Origin of the sequence: Rodentibacter sp. Ppn85 (genome assembly GCF_001999335.1) — a bacterium.
Lineage (GTDB): Bacteria > Pseudomonadota > Gammaproteobacteria > Enterobacterales > Pasteurellaceae > Rodentibacter.
In genome coordinates, this window is record NZ_MLHS01000038.1 from 26,852 (window position 1) to 48,886 (window position 22,035).

The 22,035-nt window shown below is 41.0% G+C and carries 31 protein-coding genes and 1 tRNA gene; 1 reads left to right on the forward strand and 31 read right to left on the reverse strand.

Annotation, left to right across the window (positions count from 1 at the left end):
- Window positions 1-5: 5 nt before the first annotated feature.
- The 26 genes from BKL51_RS12100 to glyQ all read right to left on the reverse strand — a co-directional run bounded on the left by BKL51_RS12100 (window position 6) and on the right by glyQ (window position 14,641).
- Window positions 6-191, reverse strand: a complete 186-nt coding sequence (locus BKL51_RS12100; RefSeq protein WP_233127096.1) for a hypothetical protein — start codon at window positions 189-191, stop codon at window positions 6-8.
- Between the two features lies 1 nt (window position 192).
- Entirely contained in the window at window positions 193-408 is a 216-nt protein-coding gene (locus BKL51_RS06875) for a hypothetical protein (RefSeq protein WP_077465985.1), read from the reverse strand.
- Window positions 401-544: a hypothetical protein gene (locus BKL51_RS11870; protein WP_158074920.1), complete on the reverse strand. Its 144-nt coding sequence runs from the start codon at window positions 542-544 to the stop codon at window positions 401-403. The genes BKL51_RS06875 and BKL51_RS11870 overlap by 8 nt, the downstream gene beginning before the upstream one ends.
- Before the next feature lie 604 nt (window positions 545-1,148).
- Window positions 1,149-2,225, reverse strand: a complete 1,077-nt coding sequence (locus BKL51_RS06880; protein ID WP_077465986.1) for a hypothetical protein — start codon at window positions 2,223-2,225, stop codon at window positions 1,149-1,151.
- Window positions 2,226-2,267: 42 nt separating this feature from the next.
- Entirely contained in the window at window positions 2,268-2,624 is a 357-nt protein-coding gene (locus BKL51_RS06885; protein ID WP_077465987.1) for a hypothetical protein, read from the reverse strand.
- 62 nt (window positions 2,625-2,686) lie between these two features.
- Window positions 2,687-2,890, reverse strand: a complete 204-nt coding sequence (locus BKL51_RS06890; protein ID WP_077465988.1) for a hypothetical protein — start codon at window positions 2,888-2,890, stop codon at window positions 2,687-2,689.
- An 86-nt stretch (window positions 2,891-2,976) separates the two neighbouring features.
- Window positions 2,977-3,243: a hypothetical protein gene (locus tag BKL51_RS11970; protein WP_077465989.1), complete on the reverse strand. Its 267-nt coding sequence runs from the start codon at window positions 3,241-3,243 to the stop codon at window positions 2,977-2,979.
- A gap of 9 nt (window positions 3,244-3,252) precedes the next feature.
- Window positions 3,253-3,381, reverse strand: coding sequence for a hypothetical protein (locus BKL51_RS12260; RefSeq protein ID WP_255372288.1), 129 nt, complete (start codon window positions 3,379-3,381; stop codon window positions 3,253-3,255).
- An 85-nt stretch (window positions 3,382-3,466) separates the two neighbouring features.
- Complete coding sequence (locus BKL51_RS06900) at window positions 3,467-4,063, reverse strand: antA/AntB antirepressor family protein (protein ID WP_233127097.1); 597 nt, start codon at window positions 4,061-4,063, stop codon at window positions 3,467-3,469.
- Between the two features lie 11 nt (window positions 4,064-4,074).
- Entirely contained in the window at window positions 4,075-4,839 is a 765-nt protein-coding gene (locus tag BKL51_RS06905; protein WP_077465990.1) for an antA/AntB antirepressor family protein, read from the reverse strand.
- Entirely contained in the window at window positions 4,829-4,990 is a 162-nt protein-coding gene (locus BKL51_RS12105) for a hypothetical protein (RefSeq protein WP_233127098.1), read from the reverse strand. The genes BKL51_RS06905 and BKL51_RS12105 overlap by 11 nt, the downstream gene beginning before the upstream one ends.
- 261 nt (window positions 4,991-5,251) lie before the next feature.
- Window positions 5,252-5,647, reverse strand: coding sequence for a hypothetical protein (locus BKL51_RS06915; protein ID WP_077465991.1), 396 nt, complete (start codon window positions 5,645-5,647; stop codon window positions 5,252-5,254).
- 4 nt (window positions 5,648-5,651) lie between these two features.
- On the reverse strand, window positions 5,652-5,882 hold the full coding sequence (locus BKL51_RS06920; RefSeq protein ID WP_077465992.1) for a hypothetical protein: 231 nt from the start codon (window positions 5,880-5,882) through the stop codon (window positions 5,652-5,654).
- Window positions 5,879-6,187, reverse strand: a complete 309-nt coding sequence (locus BKL51_RS06925; protein ID WP_077465993.1) for a hypothetical protein — start codon at window positions 6,185-6,187, stop codon at window positions 5,879-5,881. The genes BKL51_RS06920 and BKL51_RS06925 overlap by 4 nt, the downstream gene beginning before the upstream one ends.
- A 39-nt stretch (window positions 6,188-6,226) precedes the next feature.
- Window positions 6,227-6,478, reverse strand: a complete 252-nt coding sequence (locus tag BKL51_RS06930; RefSeq protein ID WP_077465994.1) for a helix-turn-helix domain-containing protein — start codon at window positions 6,476-6,478, stop codon at window positions 6,227-6,229.
- Between the two features lie 9 nt (window positions 6,479-6,487).
- Window positions 6,488-6,688, reverse strand: coding sequence for an AlpA family transcriptional regulator (locus BKL51_RS06935; protein ID WP_077465995.1), 201 nt, complete (start codon window positions 6,686-6,688; stop codon window positions 6,488-6,490).
- Between the two features lie 201 nt (window positions 6,689-6,889).
- Window positions 6,890-7,702: a hypothetical protein gene (locus BKL51_RS06940; protein WP_077465996.1), complete on the reverse strand. Its 813-nt coding sequence runs from the start codon at window positions 7,700-7,702 to the stop codon at window positions 6,890-6,892.
- A gap of 15 nt (window positions 7,703-7,717) precedes the next feature.
- Window positions 7,718-7,978, reverse strand: coding sequence for a hypothetical protein (locus tag BKL51_RS06945; RefSeq protein ID WP_077465997.1), 261 nt, complete (start codon window positions 7,976-7,978; stop codon window positions 7,718-7,720).
- 209 nt (window positions 7,979-8,187) lie between these two features.
- Entirely contained in the window at window positions 8,188-9,396 is a 1,209-nt protein-coding gene (locus BKL51_RS06950; protein ID WP_369801911.1) for a tyrosine-type recombinase/integrase, read from the reverse strand.
- A gap of 318 nt (window positions 9,397-9,714) precedes the next feature.
- Window positions 9,715-9,791 (reverse strand) — tRNA-Ile (locus BKL51_RS06955).
- An 88-nt stretch (window positions 9,792-9,879) separates the two neighbouring features.
- Window positions 9,880-11,949, reverse strand: a complete 2,070-nt coding sequence (glyS, locus tag BKL51_RS06960; protein WP_077465999.1) for a glycine--tRNA ligase subunit beta — start codon at window positions 11,947-11,949, stop codon at window positions 9,880-9,882.
- Between the two features lie 139 nt (window positions 11,950-12,088).
- A complete protein-coding gene (locus BKL51_RS06965; RefSeq protein WP_077466000.1) occupies window positions 12,089-12,538 on the reverse strand; it encodes a hypothetical protein in 450 nt (149 codons plus the stop codon).
- Window positions 12,538-12,774: a hypothetical protein gene (locus BKL51_RS06970; RefSeq protein ID WP_077466001.1), complete on the reverse strand. Its 237-nt coding sequence runs from the start codon at window positions 12,772-12,774 to the stop codon at window positions 12,538-12,540. The genes BKL51_RS06965 and BKL51_RS06970 overlap by 1 nt, the downstream gene beginning before the upstream one ends.
- Window positions 12,771-13,034 (reverse strand): hypothetical protein, encoded by a 264-nt coding sequence (locus tag BKL51_RS06975; protein ID WP_077466002.1) that lies wholly within the window; start codon window positions 13,032-13,034, stop codon window positions 12,771-12,773. Before BKL51_RS06975 ends, BKL51_RS06970 begins: the two co-directional genes overlap by 4 nt.
- The gene (locus BKL51_RS06980) at window positions 13,034-13,687 is read right to left on the reverse strand and encodes an FABP family protein (protein ID WP_077466003.1); all 654 of its coding nucleotides are present in this window, start codon (window positions 13,685-13,687) and stop codon (window positions 13,034-13,036) included. Before BKL51_RS06980 ends, BKL51_RS06975 begins: the two co-directional genes overlap by 1 nt.
- Window positions 13,688-13,732: 45 nt before the next feature.
- Entirely contained in the window at window positions 13,733-14,641 is a 909-nt protein-coding gene (glyQ, locus tag BKL51_RS06985; RefSeq protein WP_077466004.1) for a glycine--tRNA ligase subunit alpha, read from the reverse strand.
- A gap of 194 nt (window positions 14,642-14,835) precedes the next feature.
- On the opposite strand from glyQ, the gene BKL51_RS06990 reads away from it, so the two are divergent.
- Complete coding sequence (locus BKL51_RS06990; protein WP_077466005.1) at window positions 14,836-16,785, forward strand: TonB-dependent siderophore receptor; 1,950 nt, start codon at window positions 14,836-14,838, stop codon at window positions 16,783-16,785.
- Between the two features lie 231 nt (window positions 16,786-17,016).
- Here BKL51_RS06990 and BKL51_RS06995 read toward each other — a convergent pair whose 3' ends face one another.
- From BKL51_RS06995 to BKL51_RS07015, 5 genes are read right to left on the reverse strand one after another with little or no spacing between them, the layout of a single operon-like run.
- Window positions 17,017-17,952, reverse strand: coding sequence for a phosphatidate cytidylyltransferase (locus tag BKL51_RS06995; RefSeq protein WP_077466006.1), 936 nt, complete (start codon window positions 17,950-17,952; stop codon window positions 17,017-17,019).
- Entirely contained in the window at window positions 17,952-18,605 is a 654-nt protein-coding gene (locus BKL51_RS07000) for a 1-acyl-sn-glycerol-3-phosphate acyltransferase (RefSeq protein ID WP_077466007.1), read from the reverse strand. Before BKL51_RS07000 ends, BKL51_RS06995 begins: the two co-directional genes overlap by 1 nt.
- Before the next feature lie 8 nt (window positions 18,606-18,613).
- Entirely contained in the window at window positions 18,614-18,973 is a 360-nt protein-coding gene (locus BKL51_RS07005) for a hypothetical protein (protein WP_077466008.1), read from the reverse strand.
- Complete coding sequence (locus tag BKL51_RS07010; RefSeq protein ID WP_077466009.1) at window positions 18,970-20,262, reverse strand: phosphatase PAP2/dual specificity phosphatase family protein; 1,293 nt, start codon at window positions 20,260-20,262, stop codon at window positions 18,970-18,972. The genes BKL51_RS07005 and BKL51_RS07010 overlap by 4 nt, the downstream gene beginning before the upstream one ends.
- Window positions 20,259-22,004: a bifunctional alpha/beta hydrolase/class I SAM-dependent methyltransferase gene (locus BKL51_RS07015; RefSeq protein WP_077466010.1), complete on the reverse strand. Its 1,746-nt coding sequence runs from the start codon at window positions 22,002-22,004 to the stop codon at window positions 20,259-20,261. Before BKL51_RS07015 ends, BKL51_RS07010 begins: the two co-directional genes overlap by 4 nt.
- Window positions 22,005-22,035 lie beyond the last annotated feature (31 nt).

Consider the following 22,035-nt stretch of genomic DNA (forward strand, 5'->3'; position numbering starts at 1 on the left):
AAGCCTTATTTCCACGTGTCGCCCTTACCGCAAATTCGATAAATTAGGGTGTGCGGAATTGGCGCATACCCCTTGAAAGGAATTTGAGGTAAAAAAATACCGCTTGAATAACGGCTGCGGCTGCCGTCTTTGGTTGTAGTGCCACAGATACTACCTTCAACCGCTTTTTTAATCAAGAATAATTTACTCATCTTACACCTCCCCTAAATCATTTAATCCGTTGCTCATTAATTCGGCTGCACCTCGTAAGGCTGAAATTAATGCTGGCATATCGTCATTGTCTAAATCAGCACTGTTTACTAATAAATCTACAATGCTATAAGCCTGCCATAGGGTATTAGTCGCATTCTTTAAATGGGCTTGGGCTTTGTCGTCTAAGGTGTATGGGATTGAGGTTTTACTAGGCATAGCAAGCCCCCTTAACTCTCGAGACTAAAGCGGGGCGATGGTGGGATTTTGGTAAACGAGTTAAAGCTTCGTTAAGAGAATTGGCATAAACAGCCACGCGCAAGCGTGAGCCGGTAAACATGAATTTGTAGATCATTGCTGATAGCTCCAATTGTTAAATTTGAGGGCTACCGCTAAACTTTCCTACGGTTTGGGCGGTAGCGTAACGGGGTAGGAAATATCGCCACAATTGGAAAGCGATCAGCCTTTCGGCTGCCCGTTACACTACCATTGAGAACAAGCCTATTGGCTTATTTTAGGTGTGTGGGTGCTACAAACAAAAATAACACGGTTCAAAGGCGTGTTACTGTTCGCCAATTGCTAAATTTTCGAGTTTCCTACGCTCGGCAATCTCTTTTTCAGATTGCGTGGGAATAATGCCAAAATTGACCGAACTTTGTAAAGTGGTTTGTGAAGATTTTTTCTTTTTGATTTTAAGCCATGTTCATTTTGAACAGATGGACTGTCATTTTTAGCAATAGTGGAAATCACTTTCTCTGAGTGAGCTTTTCCACCTGTGAGCTTTTTTCACTTATGAATTTTTTTCTTTTCGACGATAGCCCTACTTATATTTTACATTCTACTTATATTATTAGATTCTAGTTATATGTTTACGTTATGTTTACATTCTACTTATATGTCTTCCCATTGTTTTTTATAGGGTTATTTTTAGGATGAAAAATCGGATAAAAAAGTAAAAGTTAGCCCAAAATACTCTCTACTTCTTCAAGAAAATTCGTGATGTTCTCTTCTTCCTGTTTCTGCCAAAGTGCTATGTCAGGGTGAGAAAATCGAAAACGGGGGCGGTAGATGGTTAAAACTTCATAATGAACATCTGATAAATTGGGAAGTGTGAGCCTAATAACTTTTTCGCCTATTGTGCTATCGTTTAAATTCATTTCAGGCTCAAACAGCACATCTTCATAATCATAATTAAAATCTTTGTTGCCGTAGTAAGCGATGTTGCTGTCCATTGCTATATTGATATATGAAAAATCGGATTGGTTGGCGTGATAGTCGTTTATTCGTATGGTGAACAGAAACTTAGACCCTTCATTCATAACCGCACGCAATACAATGACTTGATAGATAAGTCCAAGTTGTCTTGTTTTTTCTACTGTCTTCCAAAATCGCTCTATTTGATCATTATCCAGTTCAAGTTCGGGGGTATTTAGGCAATCTGCTGTGAATGAATTATAGGCTTGCATTGGTTTAACGTTAAAAGCAGAAAGTTTAATCACTTTATTGAAATGATCGTAGTTTGTAGTTTCGGTGTGCCATTCTTGAAGCATGCCATACAACCCACCTAAAACACTCATAGAAAGATTTTTATAACAGGTTAATAGAAACATTAGGCAATCTATCTTTTCACTCTCAGAATAGTTTTCTGCATGATTTAAACGATATATGATTGAAGTTGCCCCATTAAGGCTATCAACCAAAGTAACTGGCAAGTGAAGATTTAAGGTTTTATAGTTGATTTTGTATATTTTCCCCTTTGCTTGGCGGAGCTTGGTAATGTAACCATTTAACAGAAGTTCGGATTGAAGGTGTTTACCGGTTTCCCATCGGCAATTTAGATTTTCACTGATTGCTTTTGCGCCCGCATAGGTAATGCTAAAAGGTTTTTCTGTTTCAGTTTTGGGAACGCCATTAGCAAAACGGGTTAAGATGATCATTGCTGCCAATAATCTAAAATCACCTTTGCTTGCTACTCGTTTAAGAAGAGATAAGCCAGCTTGGAAATACTGACTTGAGTATTTTATCTTTTTTACCATACCTTTTAGCCTCTGCTTTTTGGTTATGTTTTACGAAAAGAATTAGATTATTTGTTCGATATGGCTGTAATAAAAGCCATTTTTGCTTGCACGCTTGCTTACCTTAATTTGATATTCATTCCCTTGAAATTGAGTAATATCAATGCCCTTATAAATTTGTTCTGGGGTAAGCGGTTTATGGTTTAGGCTTTGAATAATTTCGTTTAGATTGCTATTTGGTTTTAATATTGGGGTACAAGTGCGGATTAGTTTTGTTCCTTGATATATTATGCCATTTACAATTTCAAAAACGAAAGCCATGCGTTCGCCATAGCCACTCTTAATGTTTTTGATTTCTGTGAGTTTGGCTTGATATTTACCGCTTTTGACAATGTGTTGTTTACTGCCTTTTACGATCATAAATGTAACCTCTAAAATCTTTCAGAATTATTGTGTATTTTACCATAGATAACAATCTATCCCTATGTTTCTGATAGGGATTTTGTCTCATAAATAATTAGGGTAGTTTTGGTAATGGTGATCGATTGATAACGCTCAAAATCTAGCCCTTGTTGCCTCAAGCCTTTTAGAATTTTCGCCTTGTTATCAAACTTGGCGATATTCTCTTGATTGCCTGTGTGGGTTGTGCCGGTAACGTTATAAATGGGTTTGTGCTTGCGTTTCATTGGTGTTTATCCGGCAAAACTGAAAGCGATAATCAAAAGGCTGATAAACATTAAAAATTGGATGATTTCCTCGTGCATTTCCGCTCCTATTTAATGAGGTAATATCCAAAGGTAAAAGCCACCGCTAATAGTGCAATGCCACCACAACACAAAAAGAATTTAATTCCGGTTGAGATTGTTTGTCCTGCTTTGTCTGCGCCGTTCTCGCTCATATTTCCCCCTGTGCTCACTGTTGTTAATAAATTGCTAATAAATCGCACAATGCTGTAATTTGGCTTGGATTTGTTCGCACTGTGCGGAATTAAAAGCTCTGAATGGTTGGTTATTCGGGTTCGGGGCTTTTTTCTTGTCATTATTCCCCCCTATGCAGCTAACTGCTCGCTTAAATAACGCTGGCTTAATTTCTGCAACTGCGCCTTGCGTTCTTGATACGGCATATCTAAATTGATAAGGCTTGCATTGGTTTTTAATAAGAGTTTAAGTAAAGTCATCTGATTTATATTAAAACTATCTCGCACTTTGCCTAAAATTCCGTGCTTAGCTTTCCACTGTCGTACGTTCTCACCTAAGACAAGGCTATCCTACCAGTTCATGATTAATGCTGAAATGGTGCGGTTTTAGGGCTTTTCCTTGGCGTTGATAATAGGCTTGGATTGCGTCCGTCATTTCTCGGTTATGGTCGATAGCTTCTAACCTTGCTTGGGTTTTGGCTAAGGTGTTTTTATAAACCTTTGGCGCAACCTGTTTGAGCTGTTTCTCTGCCTCGATAAAGTGCTGGCGGATAGCTCGCCCGATTTCGTTTTTCTCCATTAGGCAAAGGTGTTTTGCCATATCAATTGTTATGATGATATGTGCTTCCGGTCTTCCTACTTTTGGCTTATAACCCCCTGATTTTTCATCAATCGAACTCACAATAGTTTCCGCCAATTTTGGCGTAAACTGTTTATTTTCTAAGCTGTTTGATTTTGGTAAATCTATATCTGCAAAAGCAAAATCTTGATTTTCAACAAAGCCAGCTTGTTTAATTCGGGCTTTAATCCAGTTTGAATAATCACGCCCCACTTTCAAAAGTCGGTGAACATCACGGGCGTTAATGCCCTCAACGCCCTCAAATAAATTCAAAGGGTGAGCAAGTAGGGCGGTGATTTCGGTTTTGGCTTGGTTAGTGTTCATTTTCGGTTCTCCTATGCTGCCAATTTCTCAAAACGATTAGATAGCATTGACTGTAATTTAAATCGGCGTTCTTCAAAGTCGTGAATATCGTTATCTAGTAACATTTCATTTGCCCGTTCTAAATATTCCAATCGTTCAAGCTGGCTTGCATTTAGGTGTTCTCGCACATCGCCTTGAATATTTCGCTCGGCTTTGAATCGTTTCACGCTCTGCTTTAACACAATGCCTGTTAGCATATTGATTTCGTTGATATAGTGATTTCTTGCGGTCAGCTTGCCATGCCGTGCTCTCATTCGTTCAAGGGCATTATTCATTGATTTAAACGGGGATTTCGCTAGTTCTCGGCTTTGTTTCCAACGGGCTAATTCTTGTTGATGAATATCCGGTGCAATTTCACTTAATCGTTTTTCACAGGCGATGAAATAACGTCTTGCCCGTTTACCTTGATAACTTTTATCCACCATGGAAATTTCTTTTGCCATATCAAGTGAAATTTTGTACTCAATGGGCTTGCGTCCTCGTTCATCTTTTTTACTCAAATTTGAGTAAAATAAATTCGGTGATTTTGATTTTTTGCGTGATAAATTTATCACGCAAAAATCTTCATTTTCGATAAAGTCATATTCATCAACCAAACGTTTAAACCAATCATTAAAACGGGTTTTATTTTCTAAAAATCCGTGTAAGGTTCTTGCATCAACGTGATAGGTTGTAATGCCTTTGTAGGTGGTTTCTTCAATGGGTAAAAGTGCGGTAATTTCGGTTTTAGTGTTCATCTGTCATTTCTCCTTGTCGTTGTTCCATTCGTTTAAGTTGTCGTTTTAAGGCGTAAAGTTGGGTTTCTAAGGCTTCATTCTCTCGCCCTAACTTTCGCCACGGCTCTAATTCGCTCTCTAAATCGTTTATCTTGTGTTTTATTACGTCCACCACCTCAGCTCAAAGTCGCTGTATAGGCTTAAAAACGTGAACGTATTGGATGATTTCCGGTAGTGATTGATTGCTTGTTTCAGCAGTAAATCATTGTGTTTTGCTATGGCGCATTTCATTTTTTTATCCTTGAAATGTTAACTTTTGCTGGGGGATCTTCCTTAAAAATACGTTGATTTGCGGATCGGTTTGGTATCATTTTGTGATCACTTTCTGTCACAATCCGTCAAGCTTCTTAGCGTTTTCGGAGTGGATCTTTATTTACCTTTTCGCCCTTAAAGCACGCCGCATTTTCTTACTTACTCGGCTTAGTAACTGTTGGCGCATTGCTTTAATTTGAGCCAGTGGGTCATAGTGTTGGGAGCGCTCATTTTGAATAACCTTTCGCGCCTCATCAGTCATTAAATCCGTTCTTACTGTGGGTTTCCTGTAACGGGGCAATCTTTCCCGACGTGATAGCGTTTCCGCTTTCTCAAACTCAATCAAAGCCTGTGTGCGGTAATCGTTAAATAATTCGCTGACTTTGGCTCGTAACGTGTGAGGTTTCATTTTGTCGGCTCGTTCTTCCCCTAAAACCTGTTTTAAAGCGTGGGTAGCATTGCCTATTCGTGCATAGGTTTTCGCAAACTCTTCCCGTATGGCTCGCCCGTAACTCATTGCCCTAAACCTCCCTTAACTGCTCTTGTGCTATTTCAATCAAGCGATCTACATTGCCTAAGTGCCGGTGGATAGTTGCCCATATTTCCTTGTCTGTGATGTTGTCTTTTAGCGGTGTTCCCTTTGCCATCTTGCCGGCAATGGAAATAATCCGTTCTAAATATTCCCTTGCTTGCTGCAGTGTTGGCTTTTCTTGGCTGTCGTTTTCTTGAGTGGTGTTTGCTTGTTCGGTCATTGCCTTAAATCTCCCTTAACGTCCACCAACGGCAAATAAACTAATTCACCTCGTTTTTTATCGCTGGTAGTCAATCGTTCAAATTCTTGGTGTAGTACTTGAATATCCATTAAGGCAAGGTTGGCCATCTCATTAATCAAGTCAAAAACCTCATTAGGTTTCATCGGTGTTTTTGTGCCGTCAGGGTTAAGAGTTGATGCCTTGCCGGTAACGGCTGAACTTGAAAATGCCTCAATACGGCTAATCATATCCTCAATGCCCGCCAGCGTTGCACTGTGTTGTTTTCTCTCTTGGGTTGGTGTCATTGCATTGTTCATTGTGAAAATCGCTCTATGCTCGTTAAATTAAGGATTTTGGCTCACTTCATTTTGGTGTAATACATAAACGCCCACACGGTGAGTTAATCCGCTTGAATCGGTTTCATCTCGATAAAAGGTATCAATCAAGTAACCTTTATCCCGTAGCTCCTTGATTCGTGCCGGTGGGTAATAAATCCCTTTGGCTCTTAATTCGTGGGTGCTATGTGGTCGTTCCTCTAAGCTCCGCAAAATAAACATCTGCTGTTCATAAGTGCTGGTGGTGTTGATGGTTTCCATAATGCCGCCTTATGAATTGATATAGGCTTGAATGTCGGCTAATCGCCAACGGGTAGAACGACCGCACTTTTTCGGCTGTGGAAAAATGCCATCTTTAACGTGTTTGTAAATGGTGGTGGCAGAAAAGCCAGTGATAGCTCGTACATCTTCAAGATCTAAAAGCTGTTTTGTTGAAGGGGTGATAGATTGGTCTTTGTTTAATGTTTCCATTCTTGCGTTCTCCTGTATTGAAGTTTGTTTTTGAACGCTGTCATTAAACTATTGAAAGATTTGTAAAGGTGGTAAGTTACCAAAATTTGTTGGTAAGTTATTTTGGTAAGTGGGATAAAGCCTTGTGGTGATTGGCTTAGCTGAATTTTGGTAAGTTATAAAAAATTTGGTAAGTTTTTACAGGCAAGAAAAAAGGCGGAATTAATCCGCCTGTTCATTAAGTTTTAAAGCCTCATCAAGTCGTTTTCTAATAGTTTCCAGTGATCTTGATTTGGTTTCCGGTGTGTTCAAAACTTCCGTGATATGCTCTGTTACATCCTCGCTAATTTGTTTTTTGTTGATATTTTTACCTCTGATATATTTATTCACATTAAAGTTTTGATTTGTGAGTAATTTCGCCATTGCGTCAATCATTAACAAATGCGTTTCCCGCTCGGTTGGATTGTAGTTTTCATCAAGATTGCTTACTGGTAAAACTTCTTGGGAATTGGCCGCACTTTGCTGAGCCTGTAATTGGTTTTCAAGCTCGGTGATTTTGGCTTGTAATTCTTCTACGTTGCGGTCTTTTCCTTGATCGGATTTAGGGTGATTTTCATCAATACTTGAAATCATCGGATTATAAGGCGGTAATTCCCATTTATAGCCGTAGTGTTTCGCCCACTTTTCTAATTCTACATGACCTATTGATAGACTTTCATCTATACTTTCAGGGTAAAGAACATCACTATTTTTTAATTCCCCCGTTTCTATAGCAGATTTTAAAGCTCGATAAATTGGGTAATAGCTATCATGTTTATGGCGATTAAACTTAGTTGGATTTAAACCTAGCAATAGTGCGACTGATTCCACTTCGCCAAAATAAGCCATAGAACAATAAGGCCGTAATTCAACCATTAGCTCCCTTTTAAAAGTGAATTTTTGCGTTTTTACTCCGTCAAGTTTAATGCCCAATGCGTTTTCCAATTCAGATTTATTTACATATAGTCTTTTTGCTTGCCATTCTTCGATCAACATGCCATCTCCCTATTCCTAGAACGGAATTTCTTCATCTATTTTGTAGCCTTGGTTTTTATTTATTGAGAATAGATAATCTCTTAGCGATTCTTTTTGAATGGTTAATCTTGGTTTAATTCCATTGTGTCTTTCATAAACACATACATTCTTTCCAGTTTCCTCAAGGATAGAAATAATTTGATAAGTCGCATTGATGATATTTTGGGAATTAACAAATTTAAGCAAATCAAAAATACTTACAAATTCATCTTGCTGTTCTTCACTATTTGAAGTCATAAAACGCCCCTTAACGTTGCCCTTATTTGAGGAAGTGCGACAAATAGCAATAAGGGTTACTATCTTTCAGCGTGGTTAATTACGCCCCGCCTAGTCGCACCTGTTCGGCTTGTTAGTTTTTACTGGTTCTTATTATTTCATACGTTTTTATGCGTTTCAATGTGTTTTTATACAGTAAATAAAAGAGGTAAATGCCAGCCGCACTTTTTCTAAATATCCACCAGCGACAAAGAACAACGTTCTACATAATCGCCCCATAGCTGCATAACTTCTATACGCTGTTCTAGGTAATCAGAACGGTTATAGGCTTTTCGGGTTTGGTCGGCGATGATATGAGATAAACAAGCCTCCACCACGTCATAATTAATCAGTTGTTCATTTAGATAAGTGCTGGCAATACTGCGTAAACCGTGGGCGGCAAGTTTGCCGGCATATTTGCCACCAGCGATCAATTTAATCGCCCTATTTGCGGTTTGTGGGTTCATTGCTTGGTTGGCTTTCATCTCACTTTGAAAGATATATTGCTCGCCAGCAGTGAGCTTTTTCATCTTGTCTAACAGTTGCATAGCTTGGGTAGATAACGGGACGATATGGCCACGCTTACCGCCTTTCATCTTCTCGGCAGGAATAGCCCATAGCTTTTGATTAAAATCAATTTCCGCCCATTCAGCACTCACCGCTTCTTTAGGGCGCACCATGGTTAATAGTTGCCATTTGATTAATAGCTTTACTTGCATTGAGCTGTTGCTATCTCGTAAATCAGAAAGAAATTCAGGCAATAATTCAGGGCGGATAGTGGGATTGTTCTCGCTGGTGGGCGCACTAAAACTTGATGCCACATTTACGCACTTATTAAACTCAATCAAGCCACCATTTACGGCAAAATTTAGAATTTCATTAAGTAAACGGATCACCCGTTGAAGAGTGTCATTTATGTCACGCTCCTTGAGTGGAGTTAATGTCTCAATCACTAACTTAGGTGTGATAGTAGATATGGGCATACTGCCTAGCTTTGGGAATAGGTGTTTTTCAAGTCGTCCCCAATTCTTCTCAAGTGTTTTAGGTTGAACTTCATCCGCTTTCTTTTCTTTCCACTTCTCTGCCACTGCAAGCAAGGTATTTATTAGCCGTTCTTGCTCTTCTGCGCTTTGCTGTTGCCGGTATTGTTGCGGATCGATATTTTGTGCAAGCAATGATAAAAATTCATCTCTGACCTTGCGTGCTTGTGATAAAGAAATATCGGGGTATCTACCCAAGCTAATTTCTGTTCGCTTAGGTGGGTAGGTATGAGGCTTGTAATAATTAAACCGCCATAGTTTTGAGCCAGTAGATTTTACACTTAAATAAAGACCGCCACCATCAAGCAGCTTATAGTCTTTTTTACTTACCTTTGCTCGCTCTATTTCGATATTTGTCAAAGGTTTCGTTATTCTTGCCATATTTTTTGGTTTTAGCAGTGCGCCTATTTGAGTTTTAGTAGTATGAAAAATCGGTTTAGTAGTACGATTTAAAGTGTTTTCAAGCCTTGTATTGATTGAGTTTTGAGCGTTTTAGTAGTACGCAAATTTAGCCTTTCTAAAACGTACTACTAAATGTACTACTAAAAAACATTGCTGTAAACGTATAAACTCGTAAGAAAACGTATGAAGAAATAAAGTAAAATGGCGTTAAGACTAGTATTTATAAGGGTTTAGTTTATGAAAACGTAAGAGGAAATAAGAAGAGAAAAGTCCGTTTGGTCCCCCCTACCGGACTTGAACCAGTGACCAAGCGATTATGAGTCGCCTGCTCTAACCAACTGAGCTAAGGGGGGAAACGCGGGTGATTATAGAGAAATAATTACGCTAAGTCTATAAGCAAAAGGATGGTCGCTTGAAAAATAACCATCCTTGCACTTGTACTTATTGAAGTAACGAAATATCCGCCACTTGTAAGAACAAATTACGTAAATTATTTAAAATAGCTAAACGATTTTGGCGTAATTTTGGATCGTCCGCATTGACCATTACTTTATCAAAAAAGTTATCAACCGCCTCGCGCAAGCCGGCCAAACGATCTAACGCTGCCTGATATTTACCCTGTTCAAAGAGCGGCGAAAGTTCTGATTGCAATGCAAGCACTTGCTCTGCAAGCACTTTCTCTTCCTCTTCGAGCAATAAAGTGCGGTCAATTTGTGATGAGATTTCACCTTCCACTTTCGCTAGAATATTACTCACACGCTTATTGGCGGAAGCAAGTGCTTCTGCACTGTCGAGGGTGCGGAAATGAGATACGGCACGCACACGGGCATCAAAATCAGCCGGTTTGGTCGGACGACGGGCCAGCACCGCTTGAATCACATCAACGGCAATGCCTTCGTCTTGGTACCACGCACGGAAACGACCAAGCATAAAATCCACTACATCGGCAACCACATTTTCATTGGTAAGTTTATCACCGAAAAATGCAGATGATTTTTGCACTAAATCCTCAAGATCAAGAGGTAAATTCTTCTCTACGATAATGCGTAATACACCCAATGCCGCACGGCGTAAGGCAAACGGGTCGGCACTGCCTTTTGGAGCTTGTCCGATACCGAAAATCCCAGTGAGAGTGTCAAATTTATCCGCCAAAGCAACCGCACTTGCCACCAAAGATTTTGGCAATGCATCGCCAGAGAAACGTGGCATATATTGTTCGTTTAACGCCACTGCCACTTCTTCATCTTCGCCGTCGTAACGGGCGTAATGCATCCCCATTACCCCCTGTGTGTCGGTAAACTCAAACACCATATTGGTCATTAAATCACATTTGGAGAGTAAGCCAGCCCTTTTCGCTTTGGCTTCGTCCGCCCCGATTTGTTTTGCAATTTCACCTGCCAACTGCTCAATGCGAGCGGTTTTATCCCGCAATGTGCCGAGTTGTTGTTGGAACAACACTGTTTCCAAACATGGTAAGCGATCCACCAATTTTTGTTTTAAGTCGGTTTTGAAGAAGAATTCTGCATCCGTTAAACGTGGACGTACAACTTTTTCATTACCCTCAATAATCGCTGTAGGATCATCGGGATTAATATTGGAAACGAAGATAAAGTGCGGTAATAATTTACCCTCTTTGTCATAAATCGGGAAATATTTTTGGTCGCCTTTCATGGTATAAACTAAGGCCTCCGCCGGCACGGCAAGAAAACGCTCTTCAAATTTCGCCGTCAATACATTCGGATATTCCACTAACGACGTAACTTCATCAAGCAAATCTTCTTCAATATCAGCCACACCGCCAAGTGCGGCAGCGTTTTCTTGCGATTTTGCCAAAATCTCTGCTTTACGTTCATTGAAATCGGCAATGACCGAGCCTTTCTCTTTCAGTAATTGCGGGTATTGATCGGCGTGTTGAATTTCAAACTCACGTTCCCCTAAAAAACGGTGACCACGAATAGTACGGCCGCTTGCCACACCTAAAATTTCACCTTCAATGAGTTCATCGCCAAGTAACATGGTGACAGTATGAACAGGGCGAATAAATTGCACAGTTTTGTCAGCCCAACGCATTGGTTTTGGAATAGGTAATTTTGCTAAAGCGTTCGCCACTATGTCGCCAAGCAAATTTTTGGTCGGCTGACCTTCGATTTTCGCACGATAAACTAGCCATTCACCTTTATCCGTCACAAGGCGTTCCGCTTGATCCACAGTGATACCACAACCACGCGCCCAGCCTTCTGCCGCTTTGGTTGTGTTGCCTCCGACATCAAACGCTGCGGATATTGCAGGCCCACGTTTTTCAATTTCTTTGCTCGATTGTTGCGTCGCAAGCGCTAACACTTTCACGGCCAAGCGGCGTGATGCCGCAAACCATTCGATTTTATCAAATGCTAGACCTGCTTGATTTAATTCTGCCTGTACGTTATCCGAAAAAGCAGTAGCTAATGTTTTCAGAGCTTTTGGCGGCAGCTCTTCTGTGCCGATCTCTACGAGGAAATTTTGGGTTGTCATTGTCTTTTCCCTTATCTAAAAATTCCGTGGGTTAAAATTATTATTTATTTGTTGCCATAATTTTGGGCTTTATATCAGTTTGATTAGTTCGCAATTTAGCGCTTTCCTTTAAATATTTTTCGCAAGGCTGAATAATTTATTAGCTCGCTAAAGCTCCAATCGAGCTATAAAAACTCAACGCATAGCGAATACCAAAGATGAATACCATAAACATTGCAACAATATTGACAATCAAGAAAAAAATAAGCTGTTTGATGTTGGTTTCTTGCCAAAGGTTTTTAAACATTACCCAGCCGGTTTCTTGCCGGTTGTCGTCTTTATTATGTAATTCGTTTAGCCCTTTTAGCATTTTTCTGCTGAAACCAACAATGTTAATCAGCATTACACTAAAAGCGATAAATGCGGATGATAATCCAAAGAAAATCAGCAAGCTAATATCTAAATCAAATTGAGCATGTTCCACAGTATTGAACATAAACAAAGCCAACGATAAAAATAATACCGCAGGAGTAAGGTTACGCAGAAACATTAAATAATCATCGCCAATTTTAAATAGAAATTGCCAAAAACTGATTTTCTGTTTAGACATTATTTATGGATTGTCCTGTTTTTAGTTCTAATTGCCCGCATTCGATTATGATACTCTTCATTGTTAACTGGTGATACACACTGTTGTTTTATATAGGAGAAACTTTCTCCGGCAGAAACTAAACAACCATACATATCTCGTTTTCCAACAATTTGTGCTGTTTGTGTTTGAGATGTTTGGCTGCAAGCCGTTAAAACACAGGCAAAAACAACCGCACTTAGAATTTTTTTCATCATTTTTTAAATCTCTCCACAAGTAAATTCACATCTAAAATAACGCGATCATTCTCCAATAACAAAGCAGGAAAGTCCGCATAGCCTTGGGCTTTTACATTATCAAAAGCGGAGTGACGATCTCGTAAGCGCAGCCATTGTTTTAAATTAGGAATAGAAGATAATACTTCTACTCCTTCATAATCCACGTCCAAACGTTTCAGCTCTGCCACAAAAGGAGCGGTATCCGGGCATTGTTCCGCATAGTAAAGAATCGGTTTCATTATTCACTTTCTTTTTGCGCCGCAAGTGCGGTCGGATTTGGCGTTGGCTCTGCAATTTTGGTTAAACGGTTGCGATCCGTATGGTGAAAAGGTTCATCATAATTTGGGATTAGCATAACCGTATCTTGCTCGTAAGACCAAGTACCGTCATCATTGATTTTAACCTTGATCGTATAACTTTCAGTGGTGAAATTTTGCTCGATAAACGGATTGGAAATAATACCGTTTGTGAGTGAACCCCGCACCGCTTTCACGGTAAATTCTTTTGCATCCGCCGGTGCATTGCCGGTTGCAATAAGCGTTTGTCCACGCGGAATGCTTAAGGTAAAGAGAATATTGCCCGTTGCCGGTTCCCATAACCAATAACCCACTTGATCGTGAAAGGTTTCCACTTCATTTGGCTGAACAATACGGGTGTGATAACGCAAACCATAGAAAAGTTGAGGCCCGTTCGTTTGTGCGTCAATCGGTTGTAACTCTACCCGTTCAATATAAGGATCTTTTTCCGCGCCTTCCGCTTTAGGGTTAATATCTAAGCCACGCTTACCTTCCCAAATGCCCGCAAGTCCGGTTAATGGACCAAGATTAGCCAGCGTATTCACATCCGGCTCGGCTTCTGTATAAATATCTTTTGGATATTGAAAATCGCTCATCCTATCTCCTATTTCATCAATCTCTAAAGTGCGGTTATTTTCAGGTTATTTTTTACAACCGGGGAAACCGAGGGCTTCACGGCTGGCGTAGTAGGCTTCGGCAACGCCTTTGGTTAAGGCTCGGATACGCAAAATATAGCGTTGGCGTTCGGTAACGGAAATCGCTTTGCGGGCATCAAGCAAGTTGAAACTATGTGCCGCTTTTAAAATGCGTTCGTACGCCGGCAACGGCAGTGGTTTTTCTAACGCTAATAATTGTTGGGCTTCTTTTTCATATTGATCGAAACAGTAGAATAAGAAATCCGTGTTGGCATATTCAAAATTATAGGTGGATTGTTCCACTTCGTTTTGATGGAACACATCACCGTAGGTGGTTTTGCCGAGCGGACCGTCCGACCAAACCAGATCGTACACGCTGTCCACGCCTTGGATGTACATTGCCAAACGTTCTAAGCCGTAGGTAATTTCACCCGTCACAGGTTTACATTCCAAACCGCCGACTTGTTGGAAATAGGTGAATTGGGTCACTTCCATTCCGTTCAACCACACTTCCCAGCCTAAGCCCCACGCCCCAAGGGTCGGATTTTCCCAGTTATCTTCGACAAAACGAATATCGTTTTGGGTAGGATCGAAACCAAGCATTTTCAGGCTATCGAGATAAAGCTCTTGAATATTGTCCGGAGACGGTTTAATCACCACTTGGAATTGGTAATAATGCTGCAAACGGTTTGGATTTTCGCCGTAACGACCGTCAGTCGGGCGACGGGACGGCTGTACATAGGCGAATGCCATTGGCTCCGGGCCTAGCGCACGTAATGCTGTCATCGGGTGAGACGTTCCCGCCCCCACTTCCATATCAAACGGCTGAACAATAGTGCACCCCTGTTTTGCCCAGTAATCTTGTAGGGCGAGAATCATGCCTTGGAAGGTTTTTACATTGAATTGATTGCTCATAATCTTGAATCTAAATGTGATAAAAATACAGGCATTATACTTGAAACAGCAGGGCGGATAAAAGCAAAAAGTGCGGTTAAAAATCCCCGCAATTTTTATGAATAGAATTTGCATTCCCTATGAAAAATCTCAACTATGAAAGCCAATAGAGTTATGTCAAAATGCTCTCTTACTCACCCTAAAGGAACATATCTATGAAAAAAAATCTTATTACAACCGCACTTTTGCTCGGTTTCTCCGCCTTTGTATATGCGGAATCTTCCCACACAGAACTGCCTTCCATTAACGTTTATTCCGCTTATGCAACACCGGTAAATCAAGATCAAACTGCGTCATCAGTTACAGTATTGACCGAACAAGATTTCTCCGCACGTAATGCAACTTATGTAAGTGATGTGCTGAAAACGGTGCCGGGCGTTTCAATGATGAGCTATGGCGGACGAGGCTCGCTTACTAATTTCTTGATCCGTGGGGCTGATGCGAATCATACTGCTGTAGTAATTGATGGTGTGAAAATCAATCCGGTTACAGGATACGGCTATGATTTTGGCGGTTTGGCTTTAAGCAATATTGACCGCATTGAAGTGTTGCGCGGAGAACAATCGGCTTTGTGGGGCAGTGATGCAATGGGTGGGGTGATTTATATCACAACCAAAAGTGGCCTCTATAAAGAAAAACCATTTAATATTGATTTTGACTTAGGTACCGGCTCGCACCGTACACGTGACGGCTCGGTTACTGTTTCAGGCTACAATAACGGATTTTATTACTCGCTTCATGGCGATAGCCATCGCACACGCGGTATTTCTGCAATTAGCTCAGATATTTTCCATTACACTGCTGAAAATGGTACAACTTTCAAAACTGGTGGTGCAGTTGAAAAAGATCGTTTCCATCGTGATAATGCCTCTTTACGTGTCGGCTATGATGTTGGGGATAAAGGTATTGAGCTCTTATCCTCACACTCATCACAATCAGGTCATTACGATACCTCAGCTTATGCAAACGGTCATTTAATGGAAACAAACCCCAATTTTGATAATTACACTCGTACTCGTGAAACTATTTTTAAATTAAGCGGTTATATCGGTAGCGAGCAGGAATTATTCAAACAAAAAGCAAGTGTTAGCCATATTAAAACTGATAGCGATACAACAGAATTTGGTGGCTCAAACAGCAGCTACGATAGCAAAAAACTGAATGCGAACTACCAATTAGACATCAATTTCGATAATGAAGGTTATATCAAACAAGGCGTGAGCGTATTGGGTGAATATCAAAACAGCCATTATGATGCACAATCTACTTATGCAATATTCCAAAATAAAAAACTAACCGAAAAAAGTGTCGCAACAGAATACCGTTTATTCACTGAAGATGATCACAGCTTAACAATCAGTGGTCGTTATAACGACAGCTCACAATATGAAAATGCATGGACAGGCCGTATTTCGGGAGCTTATCGCGTATCACCAAACTTCCATGTTCACGCAAGCTTAGGCACTGCTATCCAAAATCCAACCATTACCGAATACTACGGCTGGAATGGTAGCTTTATCGGCAACCCAAACTTAAAGCCTGAACGCAGCCGAGGTGGCGATTTAGGTTTATTGATGGAAACTAATGACAAAGCTCATAGCCTTGATATAACGTATTTTGGGCGCAATGTGGATCGACTTATCACAACTGAAACCACCGGTATATGGCCAAATTCTGTTTCTCGTTCCGTAAATGCTGAAGGTACAACGCAAATTAAAGGCGTTGAAGTGGCATATAAAGGCAAGTTCACTGAAAAATTGACCGCTTACGGCAACTACACTTATATGCGTGCTAAAAATAGCAACGGTATTGAAGTCGCATACCGACCAAAACATACTGCAAATGCTGGCATAGCATATCAAATTACCGAAAAATTAGGAGCAGACACTAACGTTTCTTATATAGGCAACCGCATTGGCTCTTACCCATTACGCACCAAATTACCGTCTTATACTTTGGTAAATTTAGGCGCAAATTATCAAGTCATTCCAAACTTAACGGTATATGCCAATCTAAACAACCTATTTGACAAAAAATATGAAAACATTCTTGGCTACGGCCAAGACGGTCGTAATATCTATGTTGGTTTAAAAGGGTCGTTCTAACAAAAAGTGCGGTCAATTTCGACCGCACTTTACAGTGTATTATGTAGCTTACGCACAAATAAAAAATTGATACAAAATGTAGGGACGTACGTAGTACGGTCCTAGTCGATAAGCGATTGAAATTATTGATATTAGACCACAACGCAGCCCTACGCTCACATTAACATATACAATTTTGTACAACTGCTACATAATACCGAAAACTCGTATAACCTCGCTGTCCGCTTGTTTTTAACCATTCCAAAAATACCGAATAATATGAAAGAAAATAGGGGCTGAGAAACAGACAGAGTCCATTCTATCAAGCATTCCACCGTGTCCGTTTATCATTTTTCCCCAGTCTTTTACACCGTGGTCGCGTTTAATCGCAGACATCACCAAACCGCCTAAAAAGCCCATTATGCAGACAATAAAACCAATCAGCCCTGCCTGCCAATAAGTAAATGGCGTAATTGGTGCCATCAACATTGCAACTACAGTGGCGGAGATAATACCACCGACAGTGCCTGAAATAGTTTTAGAGGGTGAAAGGCTCGGCATAATTTTGGGACCGCCAAGCAATTTCCCCCAAATATACTGCAGTACATCGCTGGACTGCACAGTGGCAATCATAAAAATCACTAGCAATATATTGTTTTCATTGTTGAAATTATCCAAATTCAAAAAGAGCAAAGCGGGAACATGAGAAATACAGAAAATACAGATCATTGTCATCCATTGGGTTTTCGCTGTGCGGGCGAGGAATTGCTCGGTATTTCCACTAAGACTACCTATAATCGGTAACAACAAAAAACCATAAACGGGAATGAAGATGGAAAACATACCGTACCATTGCACTAACACAAGGTAGTATTGTATCGGTAACAATAAATAGAAACATGCCACCATACTGTAATAATCGCAACGTTTACGATAAATCACTGTCATAAATTCACGCAGCGCGATGAAGGAAATCAGAAAAAAGAGAATTGTTGCGCCAATGCGTCCAAACAGAAAAGCGATAAATAGCACTCCGGTCATTACCCACCACGCATTAATACGGGCGACTAAATTAGCAACAGTACTGTTTTCTTCGCCATATTTACTCGTAAGCAGCCGTCCGACGGTACTCGCTACAATCAGTAAACCAAACACTACGGCAAAAATAAAAGTTGTTTGCGCCAACATCACGGTTTCTCCTCTGTTTGATTTAGATTTAAGGCTAACAAAGCGTTCGTTGTACGATCTAGAAAGGCCTGTTTTGCTTCATTGTCAGCTAACTTTAACGGCTCGCCAATATAGACATCACACAAAAGCGGAATAGGCAGCCATTTTCCTTTAGGCAGCACATGACTGATGTTATCAATCCAAATTGGTACAAATTCTATATCGGGATTTTGTTGGGCGAGGTAATAAATACCGGATTTAAACGGCAAAAGCGGTTGATTTTCATCGGTATTTCTCGTGCCTTCTGGAAAAATAATCAATGAATGATGCCGTAAAGCTTCGCTCATCAATGTGATGGCTGTTTCGGGGCTTTCGCTTTGTCGGGCAATTAATACACCATTAAAAACCTGTTGAATAATAAAACGGCGCAAACGGTTTTTTTGCCAATACTCAGCGGCGGCAACGGGGCGGGTTTCCATTCTCCAGGTTTGAGGGAGCGATACCCACACCAACATAAAATCGCCGTGACTGCTGTGATTGGCATAATAAACTTTTTGCTTCGGGCTGAAGGTTAATTGCTTTTCCGATTGCGGGCGTATGCCTGTAACAAAAGAAACGAAATAACATAAACAACCATCAATAACACGAGCTAATAAACGGGAAAAAAATTGCATAATGTCTCCTAAATCAGCCATAACGCCAGTTGTGCCAAGGTAGCAAATAACGCTGCATACCACAGACGAATCGCCCCTTTTGCTCTCTGAAAAATATCTCGTTCGGTAGTTTGTTTCATTAACCCTAACATCAATAAAGTGCGGTCAAAATCGGTAAAGTTTGTCATATGCATAAAAATGCGCCGATCAAATTCAAGGCGAATATGCAGATAGAGTAAGCCCGTCGCTAATATCGCATTCAGCCCGATATAATGTGCCGTTACAAAACTTATAGCCAATAAAACAACATTCAGTATCGCCAAATAGCGGGCGGTAATAAGAAAATGAGCGGTAGTTTTGGCAGTAGTGTCTGCTAGTTCATTTGTCATTTGGTTTTCTCTTGATACAGTTTATCGGCTTGCAAAATTGTTTGACGAAGTGCATCAGATACGACTATTTGTGGGCGGACTTGTTTTACAAGCATAATAGCTTGATCCAGATCCTTCATTTTATGAGTGGCAAGTAGCCAGGTTAGCACCACGGCGGCACTGCGTCCGTAACCCAAAGCACAACAAACCAATACTGAAGAATGAGTTTGTTGCAAGCAATCTAATTTTTCTACGGCTTTGCAAAGATCTTCTGCACTTGGAGATATTAAATCGAGCATTAACATTTGTTCGTAAGCATCCGGCGGACTCAGGCAAGGTAGTTCGGCACAACAATCAAGCACCGCTTCAAATTTACGACTAACAATGATCGAACCGACGGAAATATTCTCAAAAATGACCGCACTTTTCGGTTTTCCCCACAACCAATAGACAATATTAAGCCTCGCACCGAGGAGATAAGGCAGTCCCAATGCACAAGTTGCAACGGAAAGTTTACCGTTTTCCTGCTTTTGGAAAATTTGTACTCCTCGTCCATAAGCAAGCACCACCAAACAAAGTGCAACTGCTCCCCATATCATCCATAACCACGCACCACCCAAACATGCCAATAGTAAGCAAGCCACTGCTCCTAAGCCATAATAACTCATTAAACGACGATGGTAAGCGGTCAGGTTTTGGGAGGATGGTGCAAAAATTGGGGCGATTCCCCATTCGGGGAGCAACCACAATACCGCAAAACCGACTAATCCGCCTGTGGGCAAATCTAAAAAATGATGTTGGTAGGTGGTGAGAATTGAGACTGCAATGAGCCCAAACCAAAAGCATAGTAATAACCGCCATTTCGGGAACGCCTGCCAATAAAATGCACCGACAACAATAGTTAGAATAATATGCAAAGAAGGAGCTTGGTTATACGGTTGATCAAAACCGGCCAGAGATTCAAACAAAAAGCCGGCAATCCCCGTCGTTTCAGGTTTTTGCCAACTGATTTGGAGTGGAAAAAACAAAAAGCCGAGAACAGCAATGCCTTGAGCAAGTAGCAAACGTGCCGCATAACGACGCAATTGAGCCGGATCTTGACAGAGAAAAAATACTAAAGCATAAAGTAGATTAAGTGACCAATACGGCACAATTGTCCACGTAAGAAAAGGAATCCGATGTTCCCAATCGAACACAATTTCAGGCACATTTTCTCGCTGTGCAGTCAGAAAATTAGTGAAACCATAGCTGGCGTAGAAAATTGTACCTACGCCGAGCAGATAACCCAGGCGGGTTTTGAAATTGATCATTTAGTTTTAATCGCAAGGCTCACGGTGAAAATGCCGTCTTCATCAATCCATTGATGAATTTTTTGAAAACCCGCTTGCTCCACAAGTTGATCCATTTCTTGCTGACTACGGCGACGCATCACCCAATTTGGGCTACCGTCCTTATGACTGGTTAAACAACGGGCGATTAATTCCAATTGCGGATGCCATGGTTGTCCCGTATAAATCAAATAACCGCCTTGTTCAATTGCTTCACCAAAACCGTTGAGCGAATGCATAATCAAATCGTTATCGGCAAAAAGTTCATGTAAACCTGAAACGATACCCAAGGTTGGACGAGGACTGAGATCTTGATAATTTGTAGGATCAAAGGCATTCACCTCATTAAACGTTGCAATATCTTGCAAGCCCCGTTCAGCGATCAACTTGCGTCCCGCCTCTACATTAATTGGGCTGTAATCACGCAAACGCACAGAATCGGGCTGATTTTGTGCGGTTAATGCATCCAATACGTAACGCCCATGCCCCGAAGCAATATCCAACACGTGAACAGGCTTACCGGCTTCCCGCAATTTTTGCATTGCAAGACTAATAGCTTTGGCAATATTCACTTTACGTTGGCGAATACCGCGCCAACCAATCGCATTCAAATAATTTTTATCGACCAAGCGTCCGAAAGCATTAGAACCTTGCGGCTGATTTTGATAAACGTAATCTAATGTGCTACCTGAATCATAGCCCGTTTCTTTTCCTATACGTAAGCCTTCGCTCCAACGTGCACCAAGTCTCATTAATGCTCGATAGGCTGTCCAAAATAAACCACGGGTCGAATAAGGCGATAACGGTGTGGCGAGTACATCAGCCTCCACACGGCTTGGTCCGGTAATGTGGGCTTGAGTGCAATCCACCCTTTGCACAGGCTCATCAAAACGGGCTCGGATAAAACGGCGCATTGGGGTGAAAACCAAATGATTGTTTTCTTCGCCTAAAGTGTCGTGATAAAACCCGTCCATTACATAACGTTCTTTAATACGGCTGCCTAAATGATTGTAGAAATCGTGCTGCGGTTTGTGATGTACCACCCAATCCGCACCGGAGATAAAAAGCTGAATTGGCGTGGTGATGGCTTGTGCATCAGCCACTACTCTGTCCGCCGCCTCATACAAACCAAGCAAAATACGGGTGGAAATGGCACGGGTAATGAGCGGATCTTGATTAAAACTGTTTTGGCGGGCTTTGTTGTGGGTCAAATAATGGGCTTTCACATAGCTATTTACAAAGAAATTACCACGTAATTTTGACCACAATGCCAAGCCGGTACGGGCAAACGGAACATAAAGTTTTACCTTAAATGCAGGCGATGCCAACACGGCACAACGAATTTTAGGCGCATAATCGTGCAGCCAAGCGGAAACTAAAACAGCTCCCACACTTTGTGCAATCACACAAATGTTTTCAGGGGCAATCCGATATTCACGTTCGATATGCTGCATAAATGCTTGAATATCTGACACGGAGGTAGCAAAACTCGGACTATCGCCACGCTCACCGGGACTATTGCCGTGTCCACGTGCATCCCAAGCAAAATAGGCGAAATCATCAAAACCCAACTCATCAGCCACAAACATTATTCGTCCCGAGTGTTCGTGCCCTCGGTGAAATAACACAATCGCTTTATCTTGGCTGCCATCTTTGGCGGGACGATAACGATAAAACAATTCGGTATTGTCTGCTGTTTTGAAAAATTTTTCTTGTTCTTCCATTGTTTTTTCCTTGTAGAGCGGGCAGATTTGC